The sequence below is a fragment of the Pigmentiphaga sp. CHJ604 genome (assembly GCF_036972535.1).
Taxonomy (GTDB): Bacteria; Pseudomonadota; Gammaproteobacteria; order Burkholderiales; family Burkholderiaceae_B; genus Pigmentiphaga; species Pigmentiphaga daeguensis.
Map to the genome: position 1 here is coordinate 4,351,286 of NZ_CP136998.1, position 15,161 is coordinate 4,366,446.

Annotated in this window: 13 protein-coding genes; 9 read left to right on the forward strand and 4 right to left on the reverse strand. The window is 69.9% G+C overall.

Annotated elements, in window-relative coordinates:
* Positions 1 to 53 precede the first annotated feature (53 nt).
* Both R4823_RS20905 and R4823_RS20910 read left to right on the forward strand, forming a co-directional pair.
* Complete coding sequence (locus R4823_RS20905; protein ID WP_338615984.1) at positions 54 to 914, forward strand: polysaccharide deacetylase family protein; 861 nt, start codon at positions 54 to 56, stop codon at positions 912 to 914.
* Between the two features lie 54 nt (positions 915 to 968).
* Positions 969 to 1,937: a tripartite tricarboxylate transporter substrate binding protein gene (locus tag R4823_RS20910; RefSeq protein WP_338615985.1), complete on the forward strand. Its 969-nt coding sequence runs from the start codon at positions 969 to 971 to the stop codon at positions 1,935 to 1,937.
* A gap of 28 nt (positions 1,938 to 1,965) precedes the next feature.
* Here R4823_RS20910 and rsmA read toward each other — a convergent pair whose 3' ends face one another.
* From rsmA to R4823_RS20930, 4 genes are all read right to left on the reverse strand, one after another.
* Entirely contained in the window at positions 1,966 to 2,745 is a 780-nt protein-coding gene (gene rsmA, locus R4823_RS20915) for a 16S rRNA (adenine(1518)-N(6)/adenine(1519)-N(6))-dimethyltransferase RsmA (RefSeq protein WP_087837699.1), read from the reverse strand.
* Positions 2,742 to 3,740, reverse strand: coding sequence for a 4-hydroxythreonine-4-phosphate dehydrogenase PdxA (gene pdxA, locus R4823_RS20920; RefSeq protein ID WP_338615986.1), 999 nt, complete (start codon positions 3,738 to 3,740; stop codon positions 2,742 to 2,744). Before pdxA ends, rsmA begins: the two co-directional genes overlap by 4 nt.
* A 149-nt stretch (positions 3,741 to 3,889) precedes the next feature.
* Positions 3,890 to 5,353, reverse strand: a complete 1,464-nt coding sequence (locus R4823_RS20925; RefSeq protein WP_338615987.1) for a peptidylprolyl isomerase — start codon at positions 5,351 to 5,353, stop codon at positions 3,890 to 3,892.
* Positions 5,354 to 5,376: 23 nt separating this feature from the next.
* Entirely contained in the window at positions 5,377 to 7,653 is a 2,277-nt protein-coding gene (locus R4823_RS20930; protein WP_338615989.1) for an LPS-assembly protein LptD, read from the reverse strand.
* A 165-nt stretch (positions 7,654 to 7,818) separates the two neighbouring features.
* Between R4823_RS20930 and R4823_RS20935 the strand changes: the two genes are divergently transcribed.
* The 7 genes from R4823_RS20935 (at position 7,819) to purH (ending at position 15,151) form a co-directional block, all read left to right on the forward strand.
* Positions 7,819 to 8,898, forward strand: a complete 1,080-nt coding sequence (locus R4823_RS20935) for a phosphotransferase (protein ID WP_279820482.1) — start codon at positions 7,819 to 7,821, stop codon at positions 8,896 to 8,898.
* The gene (gene murU / locus R4823_RS20940) at positions 8,898 to 9,575 is read left to right on the forward strand and encodes an N-acetylmuramate alpha-1-phosphate uridylyltransferase MurU (RefSeq protein ID WP_338615990.1); all 678 of its coding nucleotides are present in this window, start codon (positions 8,898 to 8,900) and stop codon (positions 9,573 to 9,575) included. The genes R4823_RS20935 and murU overlap by 1 nt, the downstream gene beginning before the upstream one ends.
* 33 nt (positions 9,576 to 9,608) lie before the next feature.
* On the forward strand, positions 9,609 to 10,958 hold the full coding sequence (locus R4823_RS20945; protein WP_338615991.1) for an aminopeptidase P N-terminal domain-containing protein: 1,350 nt from the start codon (positions 9,609 to 9,611) through the stop codon (positions 10,956 to 10,958).
* 7 nt (positions 10,959 to 10,965) lie between these two features.
* On the forward strand, positions 10,966 to 12,144 hold the full coding sequence (locus R4823_RS20950; protein WP_338615992.1) for a UbiH/UbiF/VisC/COQ6 family ubiquinone biosynthesis hydroxylase: 1,179 nt from the start codon (positions 10,966 to 10,968) through the stop codon (positions 12,142 to 12,144).
* Between the two features lie 100 nt (positions 12,145 to 12,244).
* Entirely contained in the window at positions 12,245 to 13,243 is a 999-nt protein-coding gene (dusB, locus tag R4823_RS20955; RefSeq protein WP_087837707.1) for a tRNA dihydrouridine synthase DusB, read from the forward strand.
* 23 nt (positions 13,244 to 13,266) lie between these two features.
* Positions 13,267 to 13,503 carry a helix-turn-helix domain-containing protein gene (locus R4823_RS20960; protein ID WP_087781600.1) on the forward strand — a complete coding sequence of 79 codons (237 nt, stop codon included), beginning with the start codon at positions 13,267 to 13,269 and terminating at the stop codon, positions 13,501 to 13,503.
* A 61-nt stretch (positions 13,504 to 13,564) separates the two neighbouring features.
* Positions 13,565 to 15,151, forward strand: a complete 1,587-nt coding sequence (gene purH / locus R4823_RS20965; RefSeq protein WP_338615996.1) for a bifunctional phosphoribosylaminoimidazolecarboxamide formyltransferase/IMP cyclohydrolase — start codon at positions 13,565 to 13,567, stop codon at positions 15,149 to 15,151.
* Positions 15,152 to 15,161: the final 10 nt, after the last annotated feature.

Genomic DNA, 15,161 nt, shown 5'->3' on the forward strand with positions numbered 1-15,161 from the left:
TAGTGGGCGGCATCACCACGGCAAGACCGTGGGCAACGTCAACCGGAGACTTCATGTCCACTTCCGCATCCATGTGGCCGGGCGGCGCGCGCATCGTCGTGGCGCTGACCTTCCTGGTCGAAAGCTGGTCCGAGGGCAAGGCCCCGCCCTACTCGCCCATGACGAGTCCCCCCAAGCCGGGCGCGAAGGACCTGGCCGGCATCACCTGGTCGGAATATGGCGCGCGGGCCGGCGCCTACCGGCTGATGCGGCTGGCGCGCGACCGCGGGCTGCCCGCCACGTTCTGCGTCAACGCGCGGGTGGCCGAACTGTTCCCCGAGGTCATCCACGCCATCGTCGGCCAGGGCTTCGAGCTGGCGGGCCACAATTACGCGCAGGACGAGGTGCTGCCCGGCCTGGACGAAGCGGAGGAACGCGCCCTGATCCGCAAGAGCCTGGACATCCTGCATCGCACCGCCGGGGTGCGGCCCCAAGGATGGCTGAGCTCGACCATCGCGACCACCGAGCGGACGGCGGACCTGCTGGCCGAGGAAGGCATGCTCTGGCATGGCGACTACAACTACCTGGACCTGCCCTGCCAGATCCAGACCCGGCACGGCGGCATGGTCGCCATCCCGCACAGCGATTTCGCCGACAACCGGGTGCTGCGCGCCGCCCCGCGCGACTTCTTCCAGTGCTACCGGGACACCTTCGATTTCCTGTATCGCAAGGAACCCAACGCGTTCATCAACATCACCGTGCATGGCCACTTCGGCGGGCGGCCGCTGATCAGCGCGATGCTGGACGAGGTGCTGGGCTACATCGCCGCCCATCCCGGCGTCTGGTTCCCCCGGCACGATGAGCTGGCCCGCTGGGTCAACGAAAACCGCATCGGATTCATTCCTTATTCCGAGCGCTTCCCGCCCGCGGCCTGACACGGCGACGGCCGCCTCTCGCGCGGCCGCGACCACGAACATCAAGGAGACACCATGAACCCGATGAGGCGGGCGCTGGCCGCCCTGTGCCTGATGCCCCTGCCGGCCCTGGCCGGCACCTATCCCGACCGCCCGGTCCGGGTGGTCGTGCCTTTCGCGGTGGGCGGCGCCGCCGACACCGTGGCCCGGGCCGTGGCCCACAAGCTGGGCGAGGCGCTGGGGCAGACCTTCATCGTCGACAACCGCGCCGGCGCCAACAGCATGATCGGCTCCGAACTGGTGGCGCGGGCCGCCCCGGACGGCTACACGCTGCTGATGCAGCTCGGGCCGCCCCACAACACGCTGCCATTCTTCTCGCGCAACGTCCCCTACGATCCGGTCAAGGACTTCACGCCGGTGGCGATGATAGGCACGGCGCCGCAGGCCATGGTGGTCAACGCCGCGCTGCCCGTGAAGGACCTGAAGGAATTCCTGGCCTATGCCAAGGCGCGCCCGGGCAAGCTCTCGTACGGGACATCGGGCGTCGGTTCATCCCAGCAACTGGGCGGCGAACTGCTCAAGGCCTCGACCGGCATAGACATGATCCACGTGCCCTACAAGGGTGGCGCGCCGGCGCTCAACGACGTAGTGGGAGGACAGGTGCCCGTGGGCATCCTGGTCCTTTCCAACGTCCTGCCGCACGTGAAGGCGGGCAAGCTGCGTCTGCTGGGGGTGCTGCAGGCCGAGCGCGCCAAGGCCGCGCCCGAGGTCCCCACGCTGGCCCAGGCGGGCCTGGCGGGCTTCGCCGTGCCGGACACCTGGGTGGGACTGCTCGGCCCGGCGGGCATGCCGCCCGCCGTGGTCGAGAAACTGCGCGGCGGCATCGAAGACGCCCTGGCCTCGCCGGACCTGCAGGAACGCCTGGAGACCGCGGGCTTCGAGGTCGCGGCGCATCCTTCGTCGGCGACATTCGCGTCGCTGCTGGCCAGCAGCGTGGACACCTACCGGGGCATCGTCGCCAAGGCGGGCATCCAGCCCGAGTAGCGCGCCGCGCCGCCGGATGGCGGCGCGATCAGACCACGCCGGCCTCGTGCAGCACGTCGGCCAGCGCGATGAACTGCGCCACCGACAACGCCTCGGCGCGCGCGGTTTCCGGTATCCCCAGTCGTTCCCAGGGCACCAGCCCCGCCCAGTCGCCCAGCCCCCGCCGCAGCATCTTGCGGCGCTGGGCGAACGCGCGGGCCACGGTGGCCGACAGGGCTTCCTCGCTGCGCGCGCGCGGCCGGTCGGCCGGCAGCGGGATCATGCGCACGACGGCCGAGACCACGCGTGGTGGCGGATCGAAGGCCTCGGGCGGCACGTCGAACAGCTTCTCCATGTCGTAGCGCGACTGCAGCATGACCGACAGGCGCCCGTAGTCGGCATCGCCCGGCCGGGCCACCATGCGGTCGATGACTTCCCGCTGCAGCATGAAATGCTGGTCGCGCACCTGGTCGGCATAGGCCATCAGGTGAAACAGCAGCGGGCTGGAAATGTTGTAGGGCAGGTTGCCCACCACGCGCAGCGCCTGGCCGAACGGCGCGAAATCCACCGTCAGCACGTCGGCCTCGGTCACCTGCAGGCGCTCGGGCGGATACTGCCCCCGCAGCCGCGCCGCCAGGTCGCGGTCGATCTCGACGACCTTCAGGCAATCGAGCCTGTCCAGCAGCGGCCGGGTCAGCGCCGACAGGCCGGGACCGATCTCGACCACGTTGTCGGACCGGCGCGGGTTCACCGCGCGGACGATGGAATCGGTGATGCTTTCGTCGACCAGGAAGTGCTGGCCGAAGCGCTTGCGCGCCTGATGTTTCATGCGGAAACTCCGGAGCCGGCGGCCTGGGCGCCCGCTCGTATCATCTGGAGGGCCGTGACGATGGCCTCCTGCAAACTGCCGGGATCGGCCTTGCCCGTTCCCGCCAGGTCCAGCGCGGTGCCGTGGTCCACCGAGGTCCGCACATAGGGCAGGCCCAGGGTGATGTTGACGCCGTGCCCGAAACTCGCGTGCTTGAGCACGGGCAGGCCCTGGTCATGGAACATGGCCAGGGCCGCGTCGAACTGCGCGACGTGCGCGGGCACGAACAGCGTATCGGCGGGCAGCGGCCCGCGCGCGTCGATACCCGCGGCGCGGGCCCGCGCGATGGCAGGTTCGATGACCTCGATTTCTTCACGCCCCAGGTGGCCGCCTTCGCCGGCGTGCGGATTCAGGCCGCACACGGCGATGCGCGGGTTCGCCAGCCCGAAGCGCCGGCGCAGGTCGGCGTCCAGGATGCGCAGGACCTGGTCCAGCGTCTGCGCGGTGACCGCATCGGGCACCGCCCGCAGCGGCAGGTGCGTAGTCGCCAGCGCCACCCGCAGGCCGCCGCCGGCCAGCATCATGACGACCTTGTCGACGCCCGCCCGCTCCTGCAGATATTCGGTATGCCCCGAGAAGGCCACGCCGGCATCGTTGATCACGCCCTTGTGGACCGGCGCGGTAACGATGGCCTGCGCCCGGCCATCGGCCACCATGGCGATGGCCGCATCCAGCGTGTCGAGCACGTAGCGCCCATTGGCCACCGCCAGCCTGCCCGGCTCGGACGGCACGCGCAGCGGCACATGATGCACCGCCACCCCCGCCAACGCCGCGGCATCCCGCCCGCCGCGCTGCGCGAGCAGATCGCGATCGCCCACCAGCACCAGCTCCACGTCCGCCGGCACCCGCCCCGCCCCGCGCTCGCCCGCGAACCACGCCGCGGCCGCGACCGACAACTCAGGCCCGATCCCCGCCGGTTCGCCGGTCGTCAAGACCAGCCTGCGCATCGCACTCATCTCACTCATCCGCCAGCCCAACGACCGGCCATCACAAAAAAACAAAAAACGGCGCCCAAGACGCCGTCCCCCACCCGCCGGGTAGTACCCCAGGGCACCGCGGATCCGGCTCCGCCGGTCCGCCAGTGCCGCCCCCTGGGGGGCGCCCGTCAGGGCGTAGGGGGGGGATTCAGTCTCATTTCGACATAGGCCTTGTCCCGCAACTGCCGCGCCCAGTCTTCGTACGCCTGGTCCAGCTTGCGCTGGAATAGCGTCTGGCGCGCCTCGGCCCGCTGCCGTTCGCGGCCGACGTCCTGCGTGCGGCGCTCGACGACCTGGATCAGGTGCCAGCCGAACGGCGACTGCACGGGCTCGCTCACCTGGCCGGGCTGCAGCGCGTCCATGGCGCGCTCGAACTCCGGCACGGTTTCCTGGGGCGACAGCCAGCCCAGGTCGCCGCCCTGCGGCGCCGACGAATCGTTGGAATACTGGCGGGCCATGTCGGCGAAGTTCGCCCCGCCCTGCACGATGCGCTGGCGGATGTTCACCAGCCGCTCGCGCGCCTGCTCGGCCGTCAGCACCTCGGTGGGCCGGATCAGGATGTGGCGGGCATGGGTCTGCCGCACCGGCATCGCGCCGCCCGTGCCGCCGCCGGACGACTTGCGGTCGACCAGCTTGATGATGTGGAAGCCGTTGCCGCTCTGGATGATCTCGCTGATGCCGCCGGGGCTCAATTGCGCCACCGCGTCGACGAACATCGACGGCCAGCGGTCGGCGGGACGGGAACCGAGATCGCCGCCGCGCAGGGCCTCTTCGCCATCCGAGGACGACGCCGCCAACTGGGCGAAGTCGGCGCCGCCGCGCGCCTGCTGGAGCAGGGTCTCCGCCTTGCGGCGCAGGCGCGCCACCATGTCCGACGAGCTGCCCTCGGGCACGCGCACCAGGATCTGCGCCAGCGCCAGGTCGGAAGGCGCGGCTTCGTGCTGCTCGGACAGATAGGCATCGATCTCGGGTTCCGAGATCTGGATCTGGCTGTCCACCGCCCGTTCGCGCAAGCGCAGCAGCGTGATCTCCTGCCGCAGGTCTTCGCGATAGACCGAGAACGGCAGCCCGTCGCGTTCGATCTGGTCGCGCATCTGCGACACGGACACGTTGTTCTGCTGGGCGATGCGGCTGATGGCGCGGTCCAGTTGCAGGTCGTCGATGCGGATGCCGGTCTGCGCCGCTTCCTGCAACTGGGTCTTCTCGACGACCATGCGTTCGAGGACCTGCCGCTCGAGCGTGGCCGCGTCCGGCGGCGCGATCTGCTGGCGCGCCAGCGTGGCCTGGGCGGCGTGCACGCGGGCGTCGAGTTCGCGGCGGGTGATGACGTCGGTGTTGACCACCGCGACGATGTTGTCGCCCATCTGGATGCGCGAACCGTTCGTGCTGCGCGGCGCCTGCGCGGCGGGAGCCGCCGGGGCCGCGGGAGCCTGGCTGGCGGGCGGCGCAGATTGAGGTCCGAGCAGGGTGGGACCGTTGCCGCCCGGCGAGCCGCCGAGGTCGCCGGGCATGCGCAGCCCCTGGGCCACCGCCGAACCGCCCGCCAAAGCGGCCAGGCAGCAAAGGGCGACGCCGTGGGCCGCTTTCGTCATTCTGGGCAATACCTTGGAAACCATCATTCGTACCTTTCGAACACCGTCCCTTTCTCAGGCGGCGGGTTGATTACCTGATAACCCGGGATGCTCCGGCGCAGCGTCGTCATCGGGCTCGCCCCGATGCCGCCGAATCCGGTCAGCTCGAGCTGGAAGAACATCGCGGTCGTGGCGTTGTCCTTGGCCACCGCGTAGCGCTGGCCGACCAGGCGGAAAGCCCAGCAGCACCCGCCGTTGTATTCGATGCCGGCCACCGCCTCGGCGATCCGGTTCTCGAGCAGCGAATAGTTGATGCGCCCGATGCCGAACCAGCGGGGCGCGAGCGGCCACTGGAAGGCGATGTCGATCAACTCCTGCCCCGGCACGCTGATCGTCTCCCGCTTGTAGCGGTAGGCCAGCGATATCGTGCTGAGGCGTTGCGGGCTCCATCGCGCGCCGATCGTGGACCGGGTCACCCGCTCGATCTTGGGATTGTATTGCACCGTCGTCTCGCCGCTGAGCGTGGACGTCAGCGCGCCATAGACCGACACCAGGAAATCGGAACGGCCGTCGGAACTGGGCTCCTCGCCCGGCAGCGTGACCCGCTGGTCGCTGAAGTACAGCCGCTGGGCGCCCATGATGCGCGCGCGCTCCACGCCGGTCTTGGGATCGAGCCAGCGCGTGGTCAGCGCCGCGGTCAGCTGGTTGGCCTCGGCGATCCGGTCCCAGCCCGAGTAAAGGTTCTCGGAGAAGATCTGGGCGAAGTTGAAGTCGGCCAGCGCCGTGTCGTAGATGGGCAGGTTCGACTGGTTGCGGTACGGCACCCGCAGGTAGTACAGGCGCGGCTCCAGGGTCTGGCGGGCTTCCTTGCCGAGCAGCGTGCTGTCGCGCTCGAAGATCAGGCCGGTGTCCAGCGACATGATGGGCACCGTCCGGTTCGCGGTGTAGGACGCCGCGCCCTGGTAGGAATCGGTGTTGTAGCGGGTGGAATGGATGCCGATCTTGGGAATGAAGAAACCGCCCGGCCGGATGATGGGGTACGACACCGACGGATACGCATAGGCGCGCGAACCGTTCACCAGCGTATTGCTGCGAAAGCGCGTGGCGTCGGCGTCCATGCGCACGTCGAAACCGTTCCAGTCGTAGCGCTGGCCGGTCAGGTGCAGTTGCGGCTCGCGGCCGTACGGCGGCACGATGGGCGCCAGCGGATCCTGCAAGGTCTGGTAGCTGATCACGCGGCCATAGGCTTCCCAGTATCCCTGCTGCCAGTTCAGCGAGAACGAGCGCTCCAGCGTCGCGGTCGAGGCCAGGCCCGTGCCCAGCACGGACAGGTCGCGGAAATAGGCGTCGTCCGAGGCCTTGGAGACGTTCCAGTTGAAACCCAGGTTGGGCGTCAGTTGCTGCCGGTGCTGCGAACTGAACAGATAGCGGTCGCGCTGCGCGACCCGGTCGTCGGGCAGGTAGCTCAGCCGCGTCACCCCGCTGAACGAAGGCTCCAGGTAGCGGAACTCGCCCGACAGCTGCAGCCCGCGGCGGGTCATGAACTTGGGCGTCAACGTGGCGTCGCGGTTGGGCGCGATGTTGAAGTAGTACGGAATCGAGAATTCCGGACCGCTCTTGCTGGTCAGGCCGAACGTGGGCGACAGGAAGCCCGACTTGCGCTCGTTGTTCAGCGGGAAGGAAATGATGGGCGAAGCCAGGATGGGGACGTTCTTGAAATAGAGCACCCCGCCGTAGCCCACCCCGGTGCCGGCGTCATAGTCGAAGTCGGCCCGCCGGGCGCGAAGCTCCCAGTCAGGCGTCTCGCACGCGCATCCCGAATAGCGCACCCTGTCGGCGCGGACCCGGTTCTGCCCCAGCATGCGGATGCGCTCGGCCGAACCGCTGCCGCCATTGAGGCCGAAGAAGAACCGGGCGTTGTCGATCTCGCCCGTGCCGCTGCTCATGTTGAGCTTGAGCCTGGGGCCGGTCAGCAGGTTGCCGTCGCGGATCAGCCGTACGTTGCCCAGCGCGTCCAGTTCGTCCTCGACCTGGTCGTACTCGATGGCGTCGCCCTTCAGGATGATGTCCTGGCGCCGCACCTGCGCCTTGCCTTCCAGCCTGAGCTTGTCCTGGTCCTCGGCCGTGAGCGTGTCGGCCTGCATGAACACCGGCAACTGGTCGGGATCATAGGTATGTTCGCGCAGGCCCGGCGACAGGCGCAGGCCGGGGCCGGATACCGGCCCGGCACCGGCCGGGGACTCGGACGGACCGTCTTGCGCATAGGCCAGCGGCGCTACCGCAAATGCTGCAAACAGGCTGAACCACCGGATCAATCGCACGGGCCTCGAGGAATGAAAAAACGGAAAGTCGAAGAATACGCGAGCCGGCGGCCGCGCGCGGTAAAAAAAGATAGCGGCCCGCCGGCTTTCGCCGGGGGCGCCGGACCCCGCCGAAAAGGGGCCGGTTCGTTCCGGGAACCGATATCGGTCGGTATTATAGGAGGCATGAATGCCATCCCCGATCAAGCCGCCGGCCAGGCCGGCGCCGACCCCCGGCGAGCCCAGGCCGCCGCCTGGCTGTCCAGCCTTCCCCCCGAGCTCGAACTCGACCCGTCCAGCCTCCAGCCCGCCTCCAGCGACGCCAGCTTCCGGCGGTATTTCCGGGTCGCCATGGGCCCGGGCACCGCGGTCGTGATGGACGCCCCGCCCGACAAGGAAGACTGCCGCCCCTTCCTGCACGTGGCCGGACTGCTGCACGACGCCGGGGTGCACGTGCCGCGCGTGCTGGCGCAGGACCTAGGCCAGGGCTTCCTGCTGCTGTCCGACCTGGGGCGCACGACCTACGTCGATTACCTGCGCGGCACGCCGACCCCGCACGATACCCACCGCATCTACATGGACGCGCTGGCGGCGCTGGTGAAGTTGCAACAAAGCGCAACCACCGGCCTGGTGCGCTATGACAAGGCCCGCCTGGCAACCGAACTCGAGCTGTTTCCCGACTGGTACGCCGCGCGCTACCGCGGCCTGCCCCTGGACGCGGCCGACCGGACCGCGCTCGACGCCGTGTTCCAGACGCTGATCGATGCCAACCTGGCCCAGCCCTTCGTGCTGGTGCACCGCGACTACCACTCGCCCAACCTGATGCTGACCGACCTGCCGGCGGGCGGCCCCGACTACGGCCCCAATCCCGGCGTCATCGACTTCCAGGACGCGGTCGTGGGCCCCATCACCTACGACCTCGCCTCGGTGCTGACCGACGCCCGCACCACCTGGGACGAGCCGCAGCAGCTCGACTGGGGCATCCGGTACTGGGAAATGGCGCGCAAGGCCGGCCTGCCGGTGGCGGCCGACTTCGCCGATTTCCATCGGGCCTACGAATGGATGGGGCTGCAGCGCAACCTGCGCATCCTGGGCGTCTTCTCCCGCCTGGCCCACCGCGACGGCAAGCTCGGCTACCTGGACCACATGCCGCGCGTGAACACCTACGTGCGGCAGGTCGCCGGCCGCTACCTGGCCTTCAAGCCGCTGATGAAGCTGCTGGACAAGCTGGACGGGCGGACTCCCGACACCGGGTACACGTTCTGATGCGTGCCATGATCCTGGCGGCCGGACGCGGCGAACGCATGCGGCCGCTGACCGACACCACCCCCAAGCCGCTGCTGCCGGCCGGCGGCAAGCCCTTGATCGTCTGGCACATCGAACGGCTGGCGCGCGCGGGACTGCGCGACATCGTCGTCAATCATGCCTGGCTGGGCGCGCGCATCGAGGAAGCGCTGGGCGACGGCTCGCGCTGGGGCGTGCGCGTGCGCCATTCGTCCGAGGCCACCGCGCTGGAAACGGCCGGCGGCATCCGCCAGGCCCTGCCCCTGCTGGGCGACGAGCCCTTCCTGGTGATCAACGGCGACATCTGGACCGATTGGGATCCCGCCCTGGCACAGGCCGCCGCCGGCGACCTGTCGCGGCAGGACCGCCTGGCCTGGCTGGTACTGGTCGACAATCCCGCTCACCATCCCACCGGCGATTTCCACCTGGCGCCCTGCGGCCTGGTCCGGGACGGCGATCCGCGGCTGACCTTCGCCGGCATCGGCGTCTACCAGCCGGCCTTGTTCGCCGGCCTGCCGGCGGGCGAGCCGGCCAGGCTGGCGCCCCTGCTGCGCGCCGCCATGGCCCGCGGCCAGGTCGGCGGCATGCACCACCGGGGGCGCTGGACCGACGTGGGCACGCCGCAGCGCCTGGCCGACCTCGATGCCAGCCTACAATAAACCCTGGTCATTCCCGCGCACGGATCCATCGCCATGAGCATTCCCGCCCAGGACCTCTCCCCCTTCGCCGCGCGCCGCCGCCGCGTGCTGGACGTCATGCGCGCCCGAGGCGGCGGCATCGCGATCCTGCCCACCTCGCGCGAGCTCGTCCGCAACCGCGACGCCGAATTCCCGTTCCGCTTCGACAGCGATTTCTTCTACCTGACCGGCTTTCCCGAACCCGAGGCCTGGCTGGTCCTGATCGCGGGTGCGCAAGACCGCAGCATCCTGTTCTGCCGCAGCAAGAACCTGGAACGCGAGATCTGGGACGGCTACCGGGTCGGCCCGGACGCGGCCGCCGAGCAGTTCGGCTTCGACCGCGCGCTGCCGGTCGAGGCGCTGGCCGACGAACTGCCCAAGCTCATCGCCGACCAGCCCGCGCTATTCGTGCCCATGGGCAGCGACCGCCTGTTCGACACCCACCTGCGCGGATGGCTGGAGCGGGTGCGCGCCATGGGCCGGTCCGGCGCCACCGCGCCCGCCAGCAGCTACGACCTGCGGGCCATCCTGGCGGAAATGCGCCTGGTCAAGGACGCCTTCGAGATCGAAACCATGCGCCGGGCCGGCGCCATTTCCGCGGGCGCCCACGTGCGCGCCATGCGAGCGTCGCGCCCGGGCCTGCGCGAATACGAGATCGAGGCCGAACTGCTGCACGAATTCCGCCGCCACGGCTCGCAGTCGGTCGCCTACAACTCCATCGTCGCCACCGGCCACAACGCCTGCGTGCTGCACTACCGCGCCGGCGACGCCGAGCTCAAGGACGGCGACCTGCTGCTGATCGACGCCGGCTGCGAACTGGATGGCTACGCGTCGGACATCACCCGTACCTTCCCCGTCAACGGCCGCTTCAGCGGACCGCAGCGCGCGCTGTACGACCTGGTGCAGGAAGCGCAGAACGCCGCCGCCGCCCTGACCCGTCCCGGCGCGCGCTGGAACGAGGGCCACGACGCGGCGGTCCGCGTGCTGGCCCAGGGCATGATCGACGAGGGCCTGCTGACCGGCACGCTGGACGGCGTACTGGAATCCCAGCAGTACACCCGCTTCTACATGCACCGTACCGGCCACTGGCTGGGCATGGACGTGCACGACGTGGGCGACTACCGCGAACCGGGCGCGGCGGCGTCCGCGGACGAGCCCCGCCCATGGCGCGAGCTGCGGCCGGGCATGGTGCTCACCATCGAGCCGGGCATCTACGTCCGCCCCGCGGCCGACGTGCCCGAGCGGTTCTGGGACATCGGCATCCGCATCGAGGACGATGCCGTCGTGACCGAATCCGGCTGCGAACTGATCACCCGCGGCGTCCCCGTTGGCGCCGACGAGATCGAAGCCCTGATGCGGGGCTGAAGCGGGCATGCAGGCGGACGTCACCATCCTGGGCGGCGGCCCGGTCGGGGCCACGCTGGCGCTGCTCCTGGCCCGGGCGACCTCCCGGCCAGAGCGCATCGTGCTGTGCCGGCCCCGGCGCCCCGCGGTCGTCTCCGCCGACACGACGGCCGACCCGCGCTCGATGGCGCTCAATCATGGCAGCCGGGTGCTGCTGGCGTCGCTGGGCGCCTGGCCGGCCGGCGGCGCCGACATCCTGCACGTCCACGTCTCGCAGAAGGGCCGACTGGGCCGCACCCACATCTCGCACGCCGATTTCGGCGTGCCGGCGCTGGGCACGGTGGTGCCCTATCCGGGCATCGTCGAAGCCCTGGACGCCGCGCTGGCGCTGTCGGGCATCACCATCCGCGCGGGCGAGCCTGCCGCCATCCTGCGCCAGGAGGGCGACGCCGCGGTGGTCGGCCAGGACGGCCAGGAATGGACCACCCGGGCCTGCGTCCACGCCGAAGGGGGTACCTTCGACCACCAGGCCCGCAACGACCTGCACCGCGACTACGGCCAGCATGCCGTGCTGGCCATCGTCCGCGCCAGCCGCCCGCGCCCGGGCTGGGCCTGGGAACGCTTCACCACCGAGGGCCCGCTGGCGCTGCTGCCCTACCCCGCCGGCCCCGCCCACGACACCGGCCGCTACGCGCTGGTCTGGTGCTGCCGCCCCGGCCATGCCGAGCGCCTGGCGGCCCTGGACGACGGCGCCTTCGCCGACGCCCTGGGCCGGACCTTCGGCACCCGGCTGGGCGGCTTCGCCGCCGCCGGCCCGCGCCACCGCTATCCCTTGGGCATCAATCTGCGCCGCCACGTGGTCGATGGCGCCACCGTGGCCATCGGCAACGCCGCCCAGACCCTGCACCCGGTGGCCGGCCAGGGCATGAACCTCGGCCTGCGCGATGCCGCCCGGCTGGCCGAAAGCCTCGCGCCCCTGCTGCGCGACCCGTCCGCCCGCGCGGCGCCGCTGCTGTCGGCCTATGCCCGCGCCCGTGGAGCCGACCGCTGGCTGACCAGCGGCCTGACCGATTTCATGCCGCGCATCTTCGCGACCGGCCTGGCACCGGTCGAGCATGCCTGCGGCCTGGCCTTGCTGGGCCTGGACGTGTCGCGCACCCTGCGCGGGCCGCTGGCGCGACAATTGATGGAAGGGCTGCGGGCCTGATCGCCGGGGCGCCCCGACAGCGGTACAATCCCCGCCTTCCTCGGACATTTTTGCCCACGCGCCGCAACCCCCATGAATGGGGCTGACGGCGCATCCAGCCATGCGCATCGGCCCCTACGACCTTCCGAACAACGTTTTCGTCGCTCCCATGGCCGGCGTGACGGACCGTCCGTTCCGCCAGTTGTGCAAGCGGCTGGGTGCCGGCCACGCCGTGTCCGAGATGGCCGCCAGCAACCCGCGCCTGTGGAACAGCGTCAAGACTTCGCGCCGCCTGGACCACGAGGGCGAAAGCGACCCCATCGCCGTGCAGATCGCCGGCAGCGATCCCGGGATGATGGCGCAGGCCGCCGTCTTCAACGTCGGCAAGGGTGCCCGCATCATCGACATCAACATGGGCTGTCCGGCCAAGAAGGTCTGCAACGTGGCCGCCGGCTCGGCCCTGCTGCGCGACGAGGATCTGGTCGCGCGCATCCTGGAAGCCGTCGTGCGCGCCTGCGAGCCGCTGGGCGTGCCCGTCACGCTCAAGACCCGCACCGGCTGGCGCCGGGCCGACCGCAACGTGCTGCGCGTGGCGCGGCGCGCGCAGGACATCGGCATCGCGGCCCTGGCCCTGCACGGCCGCACCCGCGAGGACCTGTACATGGGCGAGGCGGAGTACGAGACCATCGCCGCGGTCAAGGCCGAGCTCGCCATTCCCGTCATCGCCAATGGCGACATCGACTCTCCCGAGAAGGCGCGCAGCGTGCTGGAGGCCACCGGCGCCGACGCCGTCATGATCGGCCGGGCGGCCCAGGGCCGGCCCTGGCTGTTCCGGGAAATCGACCACTACCTGCGCACCGGAACCCGCCTGCCCGCTCCCACGCAGTCGGAGATGCGCGAACTGCTGCTGCAGCACCTGGACGACCACTACCGTTTCTACGGCGAGTACACGGGCGTGCGGACCGCGCGCAAGCATATCGGCTGGTATCTGGGCTCGCTGCCGGGAGGGCCGCAGTTCTGTGCGCAGCTGAATTTGATAGAAAACACGCGCGACCAATGGCAGGCGGTGGCCGACTGGTTCGATCGCCCCGCAACGCCAGCCTCGCGGCTGGCCGCCTAGGCCGCGCATCAAGGAAACAACCAATGAAAGAACATACGCTTGAAGAGTGCGTACGCCACACCCTGGACCGCTACTTCAAGGATCTTGAAGGCGAGACGACCAGCGGCATCTGGGACATGGTGCTGACGGCCGTCGAGCGTCCCATGCTGGAGGTCGTGCTGGAGAAGGCCGACCGCAACCAGTCGCGCGCCGCCGAGATGCTGGGCATCAACCGCAACACCCTGCGCAAGAAGCTCGACCACTACCAGATCAAGGTCTGACGCGGCCCCCTCATCCCCATTGTTCCGTGCCGGCCCTGGCACGCCATTCTGCCCCACACTCATGAAAATCGAACGCGCGCTTCTTTCCGTTTCCGACAAATCCGGCATCGTCGACTTCGCCAGGGCCTTGCACGACCGCGGCGTGCAACTGCTGTCCACCGGCGGCACGGCCAAGCTGCTGGCCCAGGCCGGCCTGCCCGTGCAGGAAGTTTCCGACTACACCGGTTTTCCCGAGATGATGGACGGCCGCGTCAAGACGCTGCATCCGAAGATCCACGGCGGCCTGCTGGCCCGCCGCGACGCCCAGGCGCACCTGGACGCCATCGCCAGCCACGGCATCGGCCGCATCGACCTGCTGGTGGTGAACCTCTATCCCTTCCGCGAGACCGTCGCCAAGCCCGGCTGCACCTTCGCCGACGCCGTCGAGAACATCGACATCGGCGGACCGGCCATGCTGCGCGCGGCGGCCAAGAACCATGGCACCGAAGCCGGCGGCGTCACGGTCGTCATCGATCCGGCCGACTATGCCCAGGTGCTCGAGGAAATGGACGCCACCGGCGCGACCTCCTACGCCCTGCGCCTGAACCTGGCCAAGAAGGTGTTCGCCCATACCGCCTCGTACGACGGCGCGATCGCCAACTACCTGACCAGCCTGACCGACGCGCCGGCCCAGGAGGCCGTGCCCGTGCGCGAGGCCTACCCCCAGACCCTGAGCTTCCAGGCCACCAAGAGCCAGGCCATGCGCTACGGCGAGAACCCGCACCAGTCCGCGGCCTTCTATCGCGACACCGCGCCGGCAGCCGGCCTGCTGGCCAACTACCGCCAGCTGCAGGGCAAGGAACTGTCCTACAACAACATCGCCGACGCCGACGCCGCATGGGAATGCGTACGCACCTTCGATGCGCCGGCCTGCGTCATCGTCAAGCACGCCAATCCTTGCGGCGTGGCGGTATCCACCGACGCGCTCCACGCCTACCAGCAGGCGTTCAAGACCGACCCCACGTCCGCCTTCGGCGGCATCATCGCCTTCAACCGTCCGGTGGACGCCGCCACCGCGCAGGCGGTCAGCAAGCAGTTCGTCGAAGTGCTGCTCGCCCCCGCCTACGAGGCCGGCGCGCTGGAGATCTTCGCCGCCAAGCAGAACGTGCGCCTGCTCGAGATCCCGATGGGCGACGGCGTGAACGCTTTCGACGTCAAGCGCGTGGGCGGCGGCTGGCTGGTGCAGCAGCCCGATTCGTTCAACGTCGCGCGCGACCAGCTCAAGGTCGTCACCAAGGTCGCGCCCACCGAAGCCCAGATGGACGACCTGCTGTTCGCCTGGAAGGTGGCCAAGTTCGTCAAGTCCAACGCCATCGTGTTCGTGGGCGGCGGCATGACGCTGGGCGTGGGCGCCGGCCAGATGAGCCGCGTCGATTCCGCCCGCATCGCGTCGATCAAGGCCGAGAACGCCGGCCTGTCGCTCAAGGGATCGGCCGTGGCTTCCGATGCCTTCTTCCCGTTCCGCGACGGCCTGGACGTGGTCGTGGACGCGGGCGCGAGCTGCGTCATCCAGCCCGGCGGCAGCATGCGGGACGCGGAAGTCATCGCGGCGGCCGACGAACGCGGCATCGCGATGGTGCTGACGGGCACCCGCCACTTCCGCCATTGAAAATGCCCCC